Annotated in this window: 22 protein-coding genes and 1 pseudogene; 2 read left to right on the top strand and 21 right to left on the bottom strand. The window is 36.5% G+C overall.

What is annotated here, in order from left to right; genetic code table 11:
• Nucleotides 1-100: 100 nt before the first annotated feature.
• Nucleotides 101-526: a hypothetical protein gene (locus RMO03_RS05900; RefSeq protein ID WP_309641167.1), complete on the top strand. Its 426-nt coding sequence runs from the start codon at nucleotides 101-103 to the stop codon at nucleotides 524-526.
• A 192-nt stretch (nucleotides 527-718) separates the two neighbouring features.
• Here RMO03_RS05900 and RMO03_RS05895 read toward each other — a convergent pair whose 3' ends face one another.
• The 19 genes from RMO03_RS05895 to RMO03_RS05805 form a co-directional block, all read right to left on the bottom strand.
• On the bottom strand, nucleotides 719-1,009 hold the full coding sequence (locus RMO03_RS05895; RefSeq protein ID WP_309641166.1) for a hypothetical protein: 291 nt from the start codon (nucleotides 1,007-1,009) through the stop codon (nucleotides 719-721).
• 7 nt (nucleotides 1,010-1,016) lie between these two features.
• Complete coding sequence (locus RMO03_RS05890) at nucleotides 1,017-1,358, bottom strand: hypothetical protein (RefSeq protein ID WP_309641165.1); 342 nt, start codon at nucleotides 1,356-1,358, stop codon at nucleotides 1,017-1,019.
• An 80-nt stretch (nucleotides 1,359-1,438) separates the two neighbouring features.
• Entirely contained in the window at nucleotides 1,439-1,696 is a 258-nt protein-coding gene (locus RMO03_RS05885) for a YtxH domain-containing protein (RefSeq protein WP_309641164.1), read from the bottom strand.
• 18 nt (nucleotides 1,697-1,714) lie between these two features.
• A complete protein-coding gene (locus tag RMO03_RS05880) occupies nucleotides 1,715-1,867 on the bottom strand; it encodes a lmo0937 family membrane protein (protein ID WP_309641163.1) in 153 nt (50 codons plus the stop codon).
• A 4-nt stretch (nucleotides 1,868-1,871) separates the two neighbouring features.
• Nucleotides 1,872-2,339: a hypothetical protein gene (locus tag RMO03_RS05875; RefSeq protein ID WP_309641162.1), complete on the bottom strand. Its 468-nt coding sequence runs from the start codon at nucleotides 2,337-2,339 to the stop codon at nucleotides 1,872-1,874.
• Nucleotides 2,340-2,362: 23 nt separating this feature from the next.
• A complete protein-coding gene (locus RMO03_RS05870) occupies nucleotides 2,363-2,548 on the bottom strand; it encodes a CsbD family protein (RefSeq protein WP_309641161.1) in 186 nt (61 codons plus the stop codon).
• A 106-nt stretch (nucleotides 2,549-2,654) separates the two neighbouring features.
• Nucleotides 2,655-3,056, bottom strand: coding sequence for a low affinity iron permease family protein (locus RMO03_RS05865; protein WP_309641160.1), 402 nt, complete (start codon nucleotides 3,054-3,056; stop codon nucleotides 2,655-2,657).
• A gap of 30 nt (nucleotides 3,057-3,086) precedes the next feature.
• The gene (locus RMO03_RS05860; RefSeq protein ID WP_309641159.1) at nucleotides 3,087-3,470 is read right to left on the bottom strand and encodes a hypothetical protein; all 384 of its coding nucleotides are present in this window, start codon (nucleotides 3,468-3,470) and stop codon (nucleotides 3,087-3,089) included.
• An 8-nt stretch (nucleotides 3,471-3,478) separates the two neighbouring features.
• The gene (locus tag RMO03_RS05855; RefSeq protein ID WP_309641158.1) at nucleotides 3,479-3,697 is read right to left on the bottom strand and encodes a hypothetical protein; all 219 of its coding nucleotides are present in this window, start codon (nucleotides 3,695-3,697) and stop codon (nucleotides 3,479-3,481) included.
• A complete protein-coding gene (locus RMO03_RS05850; RefSeq protein ID WP_309641157.1) occupies nucleotides 3,694-4,500 on the bottom strand; it encodes an MlaD family protein in 807 nt (268 codons plus the stop codon). Before RMO03_RS05850 ends, RMO03_RS05855 begins: the two co-directional genes overlap by 4 nt.
• Nucleotides 4,501-4,515: 15 nt before the next feature.
• Nucleotides 4,516-5,253, bottom strand: coding sequence for an ATP-binding cassette domain-containing protein (locus tag RMO03_RS05845; protein WP_309641156.1), 738 nt, complete (start codon nucleotides 5,251-5,253; stop codon nucleotides 4,516-4,518).
• 2 nt (nucleotides 5,254-5,255) lie between these two features.
• Complete coding sequence (locus RMO03_RS05840; protein ID WP_309641155.1) at nucleotides 5,256-6,014, bottom strand: ABC transporter permease; 759 nt, start codon at nucleotides 6,012-6,014, stop codon at nucleotides 5,256-5,258.
• Between the two features lie 114 nt (nucleotides 6,015-6,128).
• Nucleotides 6,129-6,605 carry a PA2169 family four-helix-bundle protein gene (locus RMO03_RS05835; RefSeq protein ID WP_309641154.1) on the bottom strand — a complete coding sequence of 159 codons (477 nt, stop codon included), beginning with the start codon at nucleotides 6,603-6,605 and terminating at the stop codon, nucleotides 6,129-6,131.
• 97 nt (nucleotides 6,606-6,702) lie between these two features.
• Nucleotides 6,703-7,266 carry an NAD(P)H-dependent oxidoreductase gene (locus RMO03_RS05830; RefSeq protein WP_309641153.1) on the bottom strand — a complete coding sequence of 188 codons (564 nt, stop codon included), beginning with the start codon at nucleotides 7,264-7,266 and terminating at the stop codon, nucleotides 6,703-6,705.
• Nucleotides 7,267-7,277: 11 nt separating this feature from the next.
• The gene (locus RMO03_RS05825) at nucleotides 7,278-7,751 is read right to left on the bottom strand and encodes a DNA starvation/stationary phase protection protein (RefSeq protein WP_309641152.1); all 474 of its coding nucleotides are present in this window, start codon (nucleotides 7,749-7,751) and stop codon (nucleotides 7,278-7,280) included.
• Nucleotides 7,752-7,770: 19 nt separating this feature from the next.
• The gene (locus tag RMO03_RS05820; RefSeq protein ID WP_309641151.1) at nucleotides 7,771-7,917 is read right to left on the bottom strand and encodes a hypothetical protein; all 147 of its coding nucleotides are present in this window, start codon (nucleotides 7,915-7,917) and stop codon (nucleotides 7,771-7,773) included.
• Nucleotides 7,918-7,921: 4 nt separating this feature from the next.
• Nucleotides 7,922-10,306 carry a glycosyltransferase gene (locus RMO03_RS05815; protein ID WP_309641150.1) on the bottom strand — a complete coding sequence of 795 codons (2,385 nt, stop codon included), beginning with the start codon at nucleotides 10,304-10,306 and terminating at the stop codon, nucleotides 7,922-7,924.
• Nucleotides 10,278-11,339, bottom strand: coding sequence for a pesticidal protein Cry7Aa (locus RMO03_RS05810; RefSeq protein WP_309641149.1), 1,062 nt, complete (start codon nucleotides 11,337-11,339; stop codon nucleotides 10,278-10,280). Before RMO03_RS05810 ends, RMO03_RS05815 begins: the two co-directional genes overlap by 29 nt.
• Nucleotides 11,340-11,366: 27 nt before the next feature.
• Nucleotides 11,367-11,693, bottom strand: a complete 327-nt coding sequence (locus RMO03_RS05805; RefSeq protein ID WP_309641148.1) for a hypothetical protein — start codon at nucleotides 11,691-11,693, stop codon at nucleotides 11,367-11,369.
• 178 nt (nucleotides 11,694-11,871) lie between these two features.
• On the opposite strand from RMO03_RS05805, the gene RMO03_RS05800 reads away from it, so the two are divergent.
• The gene (locus tag RMO03_RS05800; protein ID WP_309641147.1) at nucleotides 11,872-12,648 is read left to right on the top strand and encodes a hypothetical protein; all 777 of its coding nucleotides are present in this window, start codon (nucleotides 11,872-11,874) and stop codon (nucleotides 12,646-12,648) included.
• A gap of 26 nt (nucleotides 12,649-12,674) precedes the next feature.
• Here RMO03_RS05800 and RMO03_RS05795 read toward each other — a convergent pair whose 3' ends face one another.
• Together RMO03_RS05795 and RMO03_RS14120 are read right to left on the bottom strand one after the other, a co-directional pair.
• Entirely contained in the window at nucleotides 12,675-14,129 is a 1,455-nt protein-coding gene (locus RMO03_RS05795; protein WP_309641146.1) for an OmpA family protein, read from the bottom strand.
• A gap of 129 nt (nucleotides 14,130-14,258) precedes the next feature.
• Nucleotides 14,259-14,471, bottom strand: a pseudogene (locus RMO03_RS14120) (PepSY-like domain-containing protein); the annotation flags it as partial.
• Nucleotides 14,472-14,540: the final 69 nt, after the last annotated feature.

The following is a 14,540-nucleotide window of genomic DNA, read 5'->3' as shown; positions in this document are numbered from 1 at the left end:
ATTTTACAAATTTTGTGAGTGATTCTTACAACTCCACAAACGCATCATGGTTGTAAATTTACAGTATCAATAATTGCTAAGAAATCTAAATATAGAAATCATGAAAACAACATTACTTATTGCCTTGGGAATCTTATTTTTTCCAACTCAAATTATAAAAGCTCAAGACAAAATGGAAGCTCCGATAGAAATTCCAACGGTGACAAAAACAGCATCTTCTTATGTTGATGTTCGTTATTATTACTACCCAAACATGCAAGCGTATTTCGATACTAAAAGAGCGCTTTACCTAATCAAACAAAATGGCGTGTGGACCACTTCTGAAACCATCGATTTTACCTCAAGAGGGTATTGTGTCAGAAACAGTGCATATGAAATGCTTAAAGATTACACAGGCGATGAGCCTCAACAATTTTTAGCGGTGCACCAATTGAAATATCCTTCTAATTTTTCAAGCAGACCGGTTCCACCTAAAAAAATAACGGTACCGATTAAAACTAGAGAGGTTATTGCCTTAGCGAATTAAGTTATTTACTATTAAAAAAAAAATTGAAGTACATCGTTAGAAGTACTTCAATTTTTTTTATGCTCAAATCATTCATCAAGAATTTATAGAACATAAAAAAATTGAAACACGGTTATAAATGTTTCAATTTTTTTTGATGTATGCCGGAATGTAATCTAATTTAAAACTCTAATTTTAAATTACATGAGGAAATTAAAACAATTTCTTAGTAACCCATCCCAACAAGCTTCGCAAAGGTTTTTGTACCAAACCCAATAGCCCGATTTTTGGTAATAAGTAACCTGTAGTTATACCCACAACGCCATTCCATAAATCGGCTTTAATATCAGGCGAAGACGTAATATCGTGTAGGGTACTTTTGATATAATTCAAAGGTGACAAGCGATTGATTTGCTGTTTTAATTCGTTTAATTCAAATGCTTGTCGGGTTTCCAATGCCAATATGCGTTGCTTCAGCAATTGTTTTTGATCTGTGGTTTCCATAATGATTTTAGTTCAAACTGCTTTTAATAATGAAATCGCTTACAGGTTTTTTAATTAGTGAATACTGTAATGCATAAATGAATAAGCCCAGTATTACATAGAAAATGGCTACTACAAAAAATCCGTAATAGGATTCTTCAAGAAAACTACCAATCAATAATGACGCGCCAATATTGACTAAAAATAAAGCCATCATAAAGACAATGCCTAGCAGCAGTTTTACCACAAGAACTCCGGCAATATCGGTCGATTTATAAACCAGCTTGCATTGCAACAGTTCGAGTGAAGTTTTGCCGTATACTTCTGCTTTTTCAATGAGTTTTTCTATTGTTGATGTATTATTTTCCATAATTGTATTTTTTAAAAATGTGATTAAAAAGAAAAAACCTGCTAATGTTTATTCACACAAGCAGGTTTTTTCAACGCCAACTACTTTTCGATTTTGGCAATCAGTTTTTCATTTTTATCAATGATCTCTTTGGCGTTTTCGAGGTGACCATCAAATTGATGCATGACATCATCTTTCAAATCTTTCAATTTGTCTTTGAAATCGCCTGCGTAATTTTTACTCTTTTTCAAAATTCTTTTTCGGGTTTTCTTTCCGGATGCCGGGGCAAGCAAAACGCCTGCAATCGCACCGGCAGCTACACCGCCCAATATGCCTAATAATACTTTACTTGAATTCATAATTTCTGTTTATTAATGTTATACTTTTCTTCCTTGTATCAATCTCAAAAGGATTGCGATGACTGCTATGACTAACAGTATGTGAATGATGCCCCCGAAGGCGTAGCCGAAGAATCCTACTGCCCAAATAATGACTAGTATGACTGCGATAGTGTAGAGTAAATTTCCCATGTTTTTATTTTTTATTGTTTACAGTAAAATTTTTGAAGGCTTGACCCAAATCGGCCATATCCGAATTGAATTCGCGTTTGAACTCATTCCAATCCGTTTTTGTGACTTCGTATTCTTTGATTTTTGCTTTCAATGCTTCATTTCGTTCTTGCAAATCATCGACGCTTTTTTGATACGAAGCATCGATGGCTTTGCCTTGTTTTTTAAGATCGCTCTTCAACACGGCAATTTTGGCTTCGTTGGTGGCGATATCGGAATTAACTTCAGCTTTAAAAGCCAACCATTCCGCTTCATTGGCTTTGGTAACTGCAGCATCAGTTTTGGCGTCATCTCGAACTTCTTCTAATTCTTGGTTGGCAGCTGCTGCATTTTCAGTAGCTTCATTTTCTTTTTCTGCATTCGATTTGCAACTCGTCAGTAAATTTCCAGACAGCAGCGTTGCAGTTGCGAGAATAAAAATGGATTTTTTCATAAAATTGTTTTTTATATAATGTATTAAAGTCCTTGTATAATTTGGTGCAGCTCTTCTTTGGTTTTACCCAATTTGATTTCGAGTCGACCCATCATCTCTTCTTTTTTACCATCAATAAATAACAAATCGCTATCGGTTAGTTTGGCGAATTGTTGTTTCATCTTTCCTTTCATTTCTTCCCAGGTTCCTATTGCTTCAGTTGTATTCATTTGATTTCTTTTTCATTGTGAATTTGTTTCCACTTTGTAAAATTCCAATAATATGACTTGATATGTATTACAGAACTTTTAGAATCCGTTATATAATTTACATTTATTATTCGGGAACATGGTCATTGTCTTCTTCAATTTGTTCAGCTAAATCGATGTATTCTTTGGTGAGTTCGATGATTTCGTGTTCGGTTTTTACATCAACATTCATCACCGTATTTCTGGCATTATCGCTCGCAGCTACTAATTCATTTACCTTCAAATGCAATCCTGCTGAGAATCGGTTGAAGGATTTTTGAATGATAAACAAACTCAGAAATGTCGACCCAAAGATGATGTCGCCAATGATTTCATGTATGTTCGGTGTGTTGGTCAAATAGTTGTTAATCCACCAAAAAAGCACCAAACAAAAAGCAAATATAAAGGTGATCGAATTCCCTAAAATCACCGTCGCAATTGAAGTCAGTTTTTCAAAACCGGTTTCGGCATGTCGGTATATTATTTTCATAGGTTGGTGTTTTAAGTTTGCTATGATTATTTATGCCATAGAAAAGTGTTTTCTCACAAAAGCTTGTTGTTGTCTAGAAGTCATCTTATCGGTTTCTTTGATTTCGATTTTAACTTTGAGGAAGTTATGATCTTCACGCAACATATTAAAAAGTTCTTGCTTGGCATTGGTTGGACCAAATAAAACGACATGATAGAAATTTTGAATGGCATTGCTTATTTTTTTGTAATACTTCAGTTGAGAAAGTTGCTCCTTTTTATGCATCAAACTTTCACCTTTGGCCAAGCTTTCTTCTTTGTCGTGATGCTGAAATTTTGATTCAATGGTTTTAACTTCAAAAGGTTCCGTGCTGAATTCCATCAAATGAGCCATCGAATAATCCATCCAAACACCCAACTTTTTTTCTGTTTTCATGATGTTGTTTATAATAATTTGATATTGTGGTTGATTACATATTTTCGGAATAAAGTATCCAGAGAATTGAAGTAATCTTGTAGGTTTTTGAGATTGATTTCAGGGTTTTCACTGATCGGAATCGTAACGGGCATTTCATTCAAATACTTCGATAATTCGGGGTAATTGTCACGGATGGCCATGGTGATTTTTAAAATGGCTTCGTTGAGTTCTTTTTCGGTTTTCACGGTACTTGCTTTTCTTCGGCTGCTTTTATTGCCGCTTTTTTCTTTTTGGCTTCGGCTTTTTTCTTTTTATTGATGTAACCTTTGAGCAGAAAATTATGTTGCGCCGCTTCCACCGTTTCGTGGATTCCCATGATCGTTGAATCGACTGACTTTCCGAGTTTTTCATCGCTGACCAATTTCGAAAGTACGTTGTTTTTATTGTTCATTTTGGCGGTGAATTTTTCTAAATTCAACATCGTCGCTTGTATGCTATTGGAGAATTTAGGATCAGTCATTAGTTTCGATAATGCCCCATCGGTACTGTTCATTTTCTTGGTAAAGACTGCCAATTCTTTTGTAATGACTTCCGCATTATCGACGCTTTTTTTGAATCCTTTCATCAAGTCTTCCATTTCTATCGCTGGTGTTGAAGCTATTGTTGCGTTGTCTTTTACGACTTTATTCGAATTGGAACCCGGAGAAATGGTCAAGATTTTATCGCCCATCAATCCGTCAGAACCAATGCTTGCTACAGCGTCTGTTTTGATATATTTTTGAACATCTTCCTTGACAACCATATACACCACGACCAACGAATCAGAAACAAATTCAATATTTTTTACCGTTCCAACCGTGATTCCGGAGAAACGCACATTGCCGCCTTCTTTCAATCCGCCGACATTTTTAAAATAGGATTTCACTTCGAAGGACGAGCCAAATAAGTTTTTGGATTTCCCCAAAAAGTATATCGTTACTACGAATAATGCTAGTCCAAATAGGATAAACATCCCCAGTTTCGTTTTATAATTAGATTCTTTGTTCATGTTGTTCTGTTTAAATTAAATAAAAAAGGAGCGCACCCATTCGTCTTTACTTTTTTCTAACTGCGCATACGTTCCCTCGGCATGAATTACGCCTTCATTGAGAATCATTATGTGATTCCCCGTGAGTTTTGCACAAGCCAAATCGTGGGTAATAATCACAGAAGTGGCTTTATATTTTTTCTGAACCGATAGAATCAATTCGCTAATTTCTCTTGCTGTAATGGTATCCAAACCGGCGGTAGGTTCATCGTATAAAATGATTTCAGGTTTGATGATAATCGTTCTTGCCAATCCGATTCTTTTAATCATACCGCCCGATAATTCTGCGGGCATTTTGTCGATGGCTTCTGCTAATCCGACACTTTCGAGGGTTTCAAGGATGCGTTCTTCGATTTCTTCAGGGCTGATATCTTTGGTATGGTGTTTTAATGCAAATGTTAGGTTTTGTCTGACGGACATCGAATCATATAAAGCACCACTTTGAAACATAAAACCAATTCTAACTCTGATTTTGTTGAGTTCGTTTTTGTCGAGTTTGGTGATGTCGGTTCCGAAAACTTCAATCTTGCCTTTATCGGCTTCAATCAACCCAATCAAGCATTTGATCGTTACGGATTTTCCGGTTCCCGATTTTCCTAAAATGACCAAATCTTCCCCTTGATTTACGGCGAAACTAATGCCTTTGAGTATTTTATTGCTCCCAAAAGATTTGTGCAGATTTTCGATTCTGATGGCGGGTTGCGTCGTTTTCATCTTTAAAAGAATAAATCGGTTATTTGCACCGCCAACATATCGAGAATGAATATGGAAAGCGATGCCGTTACGACTGCAGAATTGGCTGCAATACCAACACTGGCAGTTCCTTTCGCGGCATTAAATCCTTTATAACAGCCAATCATGCCAATAAAAAAACCGAAGAAAAAAGTTTTAATTACAGCGGGCATGATGTCTAAAAATTCTAAACTTTCGATGACTTCCGAAAAATAGCGGAACATGCTCATATTGCCATGCACGTTATAGCCTACGTAACCGCCCAAAATGCCTACCAAATCAGCATACAATACCAAAAGCGGCACCATCAATGTTGTGGCTAAAATTCGAGTCACAACTAAGTAACTATATGGATTTATTGCCGAAACTTCCATCGCGTCGATTTGCTCTGTGACTTTCATCGAGCCCAATTCAGCACCAATGCCCGAAGCAATTTTTCCGGCACAAATTAAAGCTGTAATCACCGGTGCGATTTCTCGAATTAATGACAACGAAACCATACTAGGCAACCAAGATTCTGCACCAAATTGCACCATCGTGGGTCGTGACTGAATCGTGAGTACCAAACCCATAATAAAACCCGTAATCGTCACTAGGGGCAACGACTTAAATCCCACAGCATAACACTGTCGGATAAATTCATTGATTTGAAAAGGCGGTTTGAAAAGCTCCTTAAAAAATTGAGCCGTAAACAGCGAAACATCGGCCGTAGCATTGAAAGTATTTTTGAAATAATCTATCAAAGTATATTGAATTGGTTAGTATTTTTAATAAAACAATGTCACTGGTTAGGACCAAAAAACGCATTTTTGGTGATCATATTCTTCTCTTGACCAATAGCATTGTTTATTGTAATATTAGTGGTTCGTTGCTTCACTTTCTACGCGAACCAAATCACGTAGTTTTTTGACTTTATCATGATCTGTTTTTAGCAATGCATACTGTTTGTTTAGCATGTCTTGTTCTGTAGTATTCGTATCGGGATAATCTTGTATTAATACTTTCTTGTAGGTATTGAGTGCCACATCTTCACCAAATTCGCAAGATTCTAAAATGGTTTGTCGATCGTTGGTGCTCAAGGCTACTTTGATGTTCATCCAAGCGCGATAAAACTTGCCTGTAATTCGAGTTCCTTCGTCGGGTGTTCCGCCGAGTCTGATGACTTCTTGTGTTAATTCTTTTCTGCAATCGATGCTGGTTTGACACAAATCTGAAAACAGTTCTTTCAAATCGGTTTCCTTGGCTTCGGCTGTTGCTGTTTTATATCCTTCGATTCTATCGTTATTGATTACTATTAATGTATTCAATGCTTCTATTGTTCTTGCTTTTTCCATGGTAATATATTTTGATATTCGTTATTTCTTATTAGTAAAATTCAATCAATCCAATCATTAATTTGTTATATAACTTTGGCAATAACTTGTAATATTCCTAGGCCAATTGTTTTGCTACACTCGATTCGATGCATTCTATAAAACCTTCAATGTAGGGTTTGGCAAGTGCATCCATTTGTTTTTTGTTTGCAGGTATGCCGGTATCGTTAAATTTGTCTTGCACTTTTGCTACCGGAAAATTCGTCGTATAGGTAAGTGCATGCAGTTTCCAAAAAATAAATTGCAAATGTGTCAATGCTTGTGATCCTCCAAAATCTCCGGCGGATACTGTCGAAAAGGCAATGGGTTTTTGAAACCATTCGTCATTAAAAAGATCAATAACGTTTTTTAGACTCGAAGGAATACTTCCGTTATATTCTGGAGTAACAATGATGATTCCATCGGCTGCTATGATTTTGTCGCGGAAAGCCAATACATACAAACTCGGTGCTTTTAGAGATTTGAAAACACTATCAAAAATGGGAAAGCCATAGTCTTTTAAATCTAAAATTTCCGTTGTTGCTATATTGTTTTCAGTTAAATAGCGCTCAAAGTATTGTGCGACATTGTGACTTTTTCGGTCTATTCTGACGCTTGACGAAATGATTAAGATGTTTTTCATGATATGTTGTATTAACTCAAATACCGCCTCAGTATCCAAGCGTTGGTTTCGTGTTGCTGTATGATTTTAGTAAGTAAATCGGCGGTTCCTGCATCGTGGTTGGTGGTTGTGCAAACCTCAATGTCTTTTCGCAATTCACCAATCAAAGTTTCGTGGTCCGAAAGTAATTCTACAAGCATTTCTTTTTGAACGGGATAACCATTTGGACTTTCTTTAATGCGCGTGAGTTTGATAAATTCGCTCATCGTACCGATTGTTTTTTCTCCTAGTTTATTGATGCGTTCGGCGACTTCATCAATGGTTTCTTCGAGCTCGGTATATTGACTTTGAAATAATTTGTGCAGTTCCATAAAGCTTTCGCCGGCAACATTCCAATGGAATTTTCTCGTTTTGACATATAAAGTCATTTCATCGGAAAGTAATATAGAAAGCAAATCGACACTTTTTTTTAAATGAACGTCGCTAATTTCAATTCTTGGTCTCATAGTTTTTTATAGTTTAATGTTACTCTATCGCATCTTCATCGCCAAACTCATTGCGTTTGGGATGTTTGTTTTTTTTCAAAACCGTTAATTTCGTTTTAGAAACGATCTTCTCTTTTTTGGCATCACTTTTTTTAGCAGCAATCTGATGTATTTTTTTGACAGCCATGATTTTAGGTTTTGTATAAGATGGTTTTTTTGAGATTTAATTTTCTTGAAAATTCGTTTTTAGAAACCGCTTTTTTCTTATCAACAGTAAAATAGCGTTCGATGGTAAGACGCGCCATCAAATAACTTACGGTCGATTCTGCCCCTTGATTGAGATTGATATAATTGGCTTCTAAACCATCATAACAACCGCCGGTGCATGGATTGTAAACAATTTGATGCAAATGATTATTACCCAAAAACCAACTGAAACCGATTTCCATTTTTTTCAAATAATCAGGATTTTCAAAAGCATCATAGAATTTGCTCAATGCCAAAATGGTATACGCCACATCAATAGGTTGTTCGCCTCCGATTTTAGTTGTAATTCCTTTATTATTATACAGCCAACCTTTATTAGAAATCACATTGATGGTGTTTTCCATAAAAATTTTCGACAATAAAAAATCGAATGAAGTTTGCGCGATTTCCATATAAGCAGGATTGCTGTCTACCAAATAAGCACACAACATGGCTTCTGGTAAAATACTGTTTCCGTATGTTAAATAGCTTTCAAACCATTGCCAATTTTTGTCGGTTTCGTGTTTGTACATTTGCACCAAACGATCGGCTAAATGTTTTACAATCAAACTATTTTCAAACGAATTGATATGTTCGTGGCTGTAATAAATGCCTTTAATGATAAACGCCATGGCACGCGGCGAATGTATTCTGCTGACGTTGGTCAACGCTAGTTTTAATGTCTTACGCGCATCAACAATGATTTCATCAGGCAACATATCGCTAATAGAAATCATATAACCCAAAGCCCAAATCGCCCTGCCGTTTGAATCGGCTAGGTTTTCATTATTCTGTTTGGTGAATGCTCTGTTGACATCGACATAATTCAAAAAGTAACCTTCGGGTTGTAAACAGTACTTAATAAAATTGTAATAGATTTCGATATATTGTAAATCGACCGCATCATGTGTTAATTCAAAGTGTTGGCACATCGCTACTAAAGCTCTCGCATTGTCATCTAATGTATAACCTGAAGCAATATCGGGTTGATTGATGATCGAAAACTGTATCATGCCCAATTCGGTCGTTAAATTTTTGAAATGATTTAAGTTGATTTTCGGAATTTTATAATGTAATGTAATCGATTCATCGGTGATGCTTTCAAACAACATCGCATGAGCAATCGCAGAATTTTCCCAAGCTGTTGGTGCCAATTGATGAATGCCATTGGCTGCAATGCTTTTGCGCAAGTCTTCATCTTTAAGCAAATTGATGACATGTTTGGCCAATTGTTTTGGTTTTTCAAAATCGATGATAATTCCAGAGCCGTTTTTCAAAACTTCACACGCGTGAGGAATAGGCGTAGAGATAATCGGGCAACCACAACTGATGGCATACGAAAAGGTGCCGCTGACTGCTTGGTTTCTGTCTTTCGAAGTAAACAAATAAATATCGGTCAACTGGAGATATTCGAGCAAATCATGCAACGGTAAATACTGATTGATAAACAGTACGTTTTTTTGAAGATGCAATGCTTTAACGCTTTCTTCGAGGCTTTCGCGGTATTGCTCACCTTCATTTTTTACGACGTTAGGATGTGTTTTTCCGATGACGAGAAACAAAACTTCGGGCTCTTGTTTTACGATGGTTTTTAATGCACTTATGGTAGTTTCGATGCATTTCCCCGAGCTTAATAAACCGAAAGTCGAAATGACTTTTCTACCCGATAATTGGTATTTTTCTTTGAGTATATCTTTGTTGGAATGTTCCACCAAATGGGTTCCGTGCGCAATGACAGTAATTTTTTCTGGATCAATATCATAATCGTTGACCAATAATTTTGAAGCTGCGTTGGTCATCACAATCAATGATCTTGAAGAAGCATCAATAGCTTTGATCATTTTTTTTAAAACAGCGTCAGGGTTTGGTAAAACGGTGTGAAATGCAATGATTTTGGGTTTGTCGATCCACTTTAAGAATTGAATAAAATCGTCTTCATTGGTTTTGAATAATCCAAATTCGTGTTGTATTAATACGGCTTCAATAGCATCGTTATCGTTGATGTTTCGAACGAGCGTCTGATAGGAATTTTCATCATCTGTTTTGAGTACATAATCAACTTGATTCGCGTAAGGATGGTTGTCGTTTTTGAGTTCAAGCGCACAAATCTTGACGTCGAATGATTGATCGAATTTGTTTTGTAAAGCAATGATTAAATCTTGAGAATAAGTTGCAATACCGCATTCGCGAGGCGGATATGATGTAATACATAAAATCTGAGGCAATTGATTTTCAATTGGCTGAAAATTAATTGGACTGTCCGAACTAGTTTGTTGGTAGTTGCCGGATATAAAGGCATTATCATAATCTGGGGCTATATTGACTCTCATTGGTATTGGGGTTAAGTAATAGTTCGGTTAATAATTCAGGTAAATTGACAGAAGCACAAGCAATGCGTTCATCGGCAGCACCATAATAAATATAAAGCGTATCGTTTTCTAAGATGACTCCAGTGGGAAAGCAAACATTATTCACTTCACCTTTAAGTTCCCAATCGAGCTCAGGTTTGAATAACGCATAAGGCAAACGCGCGATTTCCTTTTGTGGATTATCCAAATTCATTAAGGCAGCACAAGCACAATACACATAACCATTTACGGTATCATGAACGCCGTGATAAATAATCAGCCAACCCTCTTTTGTTTCAATAGGAGGGCAACCGCCGCCGATGTAACTGACTTCGTGTTCGAATTTTGGCGCAAGCATGATATAATCATTGAATTGCAACAGATAATTTTGCCAGAATTCGGTCGTAAGCTCTTCGAGTTCATTGACACAAATAATTTGAATATCGGGTTTGATACGATGAATAAAATGCAGTTTCCCATCGATTCGCCTTGGAAAGAAAACAACATTTTTATCCCAAATCAACACTTTCTTTCCGTGGTTGGTATGAATTCCGAAATTTTGATTGAATCGCAAGTATTTTTCATTGACGGCACCTTTGGTTTGGGCCAATCTTAGAAATTCTTCGTAGGTAATTTGCGGGACAATCAATCCTCGTTTTTCCCAATTGATTAAATCAGTTGAAGTCGCCAGTGCACATAACGCATTCACACCATCGAAAGCGCAATAGGTCAAGTAAAATAAATCGTCGATTTTAACAACCCTCGGATCTTCCACACCATGAACTTCATAATCGACTTGCGGGAATAAAATGGGTACATCCAATCGTTCGACTACTTTTAAAGCACCGTCTAATTTACAATAGCCGATACTCGAATAATTGTCTTTGGCAACAGCTCTATAGAAAAGATGAATAAAATCACCGTAGTGAATTACACCTGGATTTAAAACACCTTCCACTTCAAAACCCAACGCTCTTTTTTCGAGAACGATGCCTTCTTTTTTAACTGCAATCATGATGATTTGGGGAATTAAAGCGAGCGTTTATAAAATTAAAATCAGCAACAAAATAATAATAATCACCGCACCTACAGAAAGGTAAACACCTCTTCCGGCAGTGGCCAATTCTTTTTTAATCGATTTGACTTCTTTGCGAAGCATTCTTTTAGTTTCTCTGTTCATCGAGGTTCGATCCATCGCTTTAATTTCTTCGAGGCGATTGATCATTCGAGCAGCGCTTTCGTCCGATATTGCTTTGTCATTTGTTGGTGTAGTTGGTGTATTTGTCACCATCGCATTCGATTCAATCGGTAGAATTACTGCTAATACTAAGAGAATCATTGTTTTTTGTAATCTTTTAATTGCTTTCATAATCATTGTTTTTTAAAGTTATTTTGGTATATTAAATTTCAGCATAAAGACTTAAAATGAGTTATACAATTTTTATAAAAAGTTGCATGATTCGCTTCAATCTATTGGCTTAAGGTTGGCTTAAGTATTAGAATATGTAAAAATACATTCCGACATTGCGCGTTAGAAAAATAAAAGTATGTCGAAAGCGGTATTGCATAAATTACCTGAAATTACCATGTCATTTTGGATCATGAAAATTTGCGCGACAACGCTCGGAGAAACCGGAGGCGATTTGTTAGCACAAACCCTGGAAGTTGGGTATCTATTAAGTTCCATCATTTTCTTGGCATTTTTTGTTTTGGCTTTTTTCATTCAAATATTTTCGAAGCAATACAACCCGATTATTTATTGGTTGGTGATTATTACTACGAGTACAGCCGGAACTACAATATCGGATCTTATCGACAGAACACTTGGATTAGGATATGCAGTCGGATCTTCTATATTGGTTTTCTTATTGATTTTGATTTTTGCTATTTGGAAATCAACCGAAAAATCGATTTCTATAACATCTATTCAATCCGTACGTGCAGAAAGTTTCTATTGGATTGCGATATTGTTTTCTAATACTTTAGGAACAGCACTGGGCGATTTTTTATCTGATAGTTCCGGGCTAGGTTTTGCCGGAGGCGCTTTGCTTATTGGAAGTTTGTTACTGCTGATTATTGTAGCACATTATTTCACCAAGATTTCAACGGTAATTTTATTTTGGTTGGCTTTTGTATTAACCCGACCATTCGGAGCAACCTTTGGAGATTTTCTAACAAAACCCATTGATAAAGGCGGATTGAATATTGGAACGATAATTTCCTCGATCATTTTATGCTTAGCGCTTTTCATTCTGGTGTTTAAAGAAATTGAAAAATTGAACATAAAAAAAAGCGCTGTCGATAAAACAACAGCGCTTTCTTAAACAAAACAAAACAAACTAACCTTTTATTAGTAATTGGTTTTCAATTCAACTCTACGGTTTTTGGCACGACCTATAGGAGTTTTATTATTGGCAACTGGTTCAGCTTCTCCTTTTCCGATACCGGTTAAACGGCTTTCGGCAATTCCTTTTCCAACCAAATAACGTTTTACGGATTCCGTACGTTTTTGAGATAAAGTAATGTTTGAAGCATCAGAACCATTGCTATCGGTATGGCCTTCGATAACCAGATTGGCTCCTTCGTATCGATTTAATATTTTAGACAATTCGTCAAGTTGTGACAATGAAGCTACTTTGAGTTTATCGCTGTTATTTTCAAAGAAAATTTTACTTCCGATATACGTAATTTTCACCGCATCTTGTTTGGTAATTTCCGGACATCCTTTGTTGGCAATATTTCCTTTAGTATTTGGACAACGGTCATCTTGATCCGGTACACCATCTCCATCAGTGTCTGGACATCCATTCAAACTTGCAATACCGGCGGCAGTTGGACATCTATCAACATCATCAGCTATTCCATCTCCATCGCTATCGGTTACACAACCTTTGGCATCGACTTTACTTCCTTTTTTGGTATTCGCACATTTGTCATCAATATCAGCCACACCATCACCATCGGTATCAGGACAGCCCATCAAAGCAGTTGTTCCCGCAACATCAGGGCAACGATCTTGTGCATCAGCCACACCATCAGCATCTTTGTCTGGGCAACCATTAAGCATTTTGCTTCCGGCTACATCAGGACAAGTATCTAAATAATCCGCTACACCATCGTTATCTTTGTCTAACGGACAACCCATTTTGTCAACCGCTACGCCAGTTGGAGTATCAGGACATTTGTCTTTGTTGTCAGCAATACCATCTAAATCGGCATCTTTTTTAGAGCCTAAGTTGTATGTTATTCCTACCATATGCATTAAATAATCATCTTTTTTACCCACTACGATTCCATCTCTTTCATCGTTATTGGTATAAAGGAATGTTTCTTGTAAGTTCAACATAATAGATGGCGTTAATCGGATGTTAACACCAGCGCCTGCAGTAGGAAATGCAGTATCGATTAAGTCTTTGTGAAAGTTGAGTTGATTGTCGAATAAAATCACACCAATACCACCCGAAAGATAAGGTCTAACCACGAATTCAGAATTGAAGAAATTGAATCTTAAGTTAGCACTAGCGCTACTGAAATCGCTTTTGTACCCTGTTGTTCCGCTATCGAAACCCAATGTTCCTCTTGTATATAACGCGGTAACATCCAAGTGACTGTTTAAATAAGTTGATACAGATAAACCAGCAAAACCGTACATCGTTTTATCGTTTTTATAAAAATCGCGACCCAAATCGCCGTTGTATTGAATGATACCACCGTGAAGTCCGACGTTCCATTTTTTGTCTTTGGTCTGTGCTTTTACGCTTAATGCAAACGCAAGGCAGATTGTGATTAGGATTAGTTTTTTCATTTTTTAACGTTTTAAATTAGTTTAAATTAGTATGGTCAAAGGTCATTTGGACTCGCGTGTTTTTCATTACATAACTTTATTGAAAAGTTGTATTATTCACAGATATAGCGCTGGCAAAGGCTTTCGGGGTTATTTAGGTTCCGATTTTATAAAGTTTCCTTTGGTATCGAAGATGATATTACTGTCATTAATTTCTACAGCATAAGAAAAAACATTGGTCATCGTAGTCCTTTTGGCAATGTTAAGAATGGGCTCATTGGGATAGTTTGCCGCCATGTATTTTTTGATCGCAGCAGGTAAAATATTGCTGGCAACATCCACTTCATTAAAAACCAAAATACCTTTGGTGTTATACATCAAACTTTTGATTTTCTTGTTGACTAAGAATTTCACTTCGTAAGTGTCGTCGTG

Origin of the sequence: Flavobacterium sp. (genome assembly GCF_031411595.1) — a bacterium.
Lineage (GTDB): Bacteria > Bacteroidota > Bacteroidia > Flavobacteriales > Flavobacteriaceae > Flavobacterium.
The sequence above is the reverse complement of the archived record's forward strand: the minus strand, read 5'-3'. Positions and strand labels throughout refer to the sequence as shown.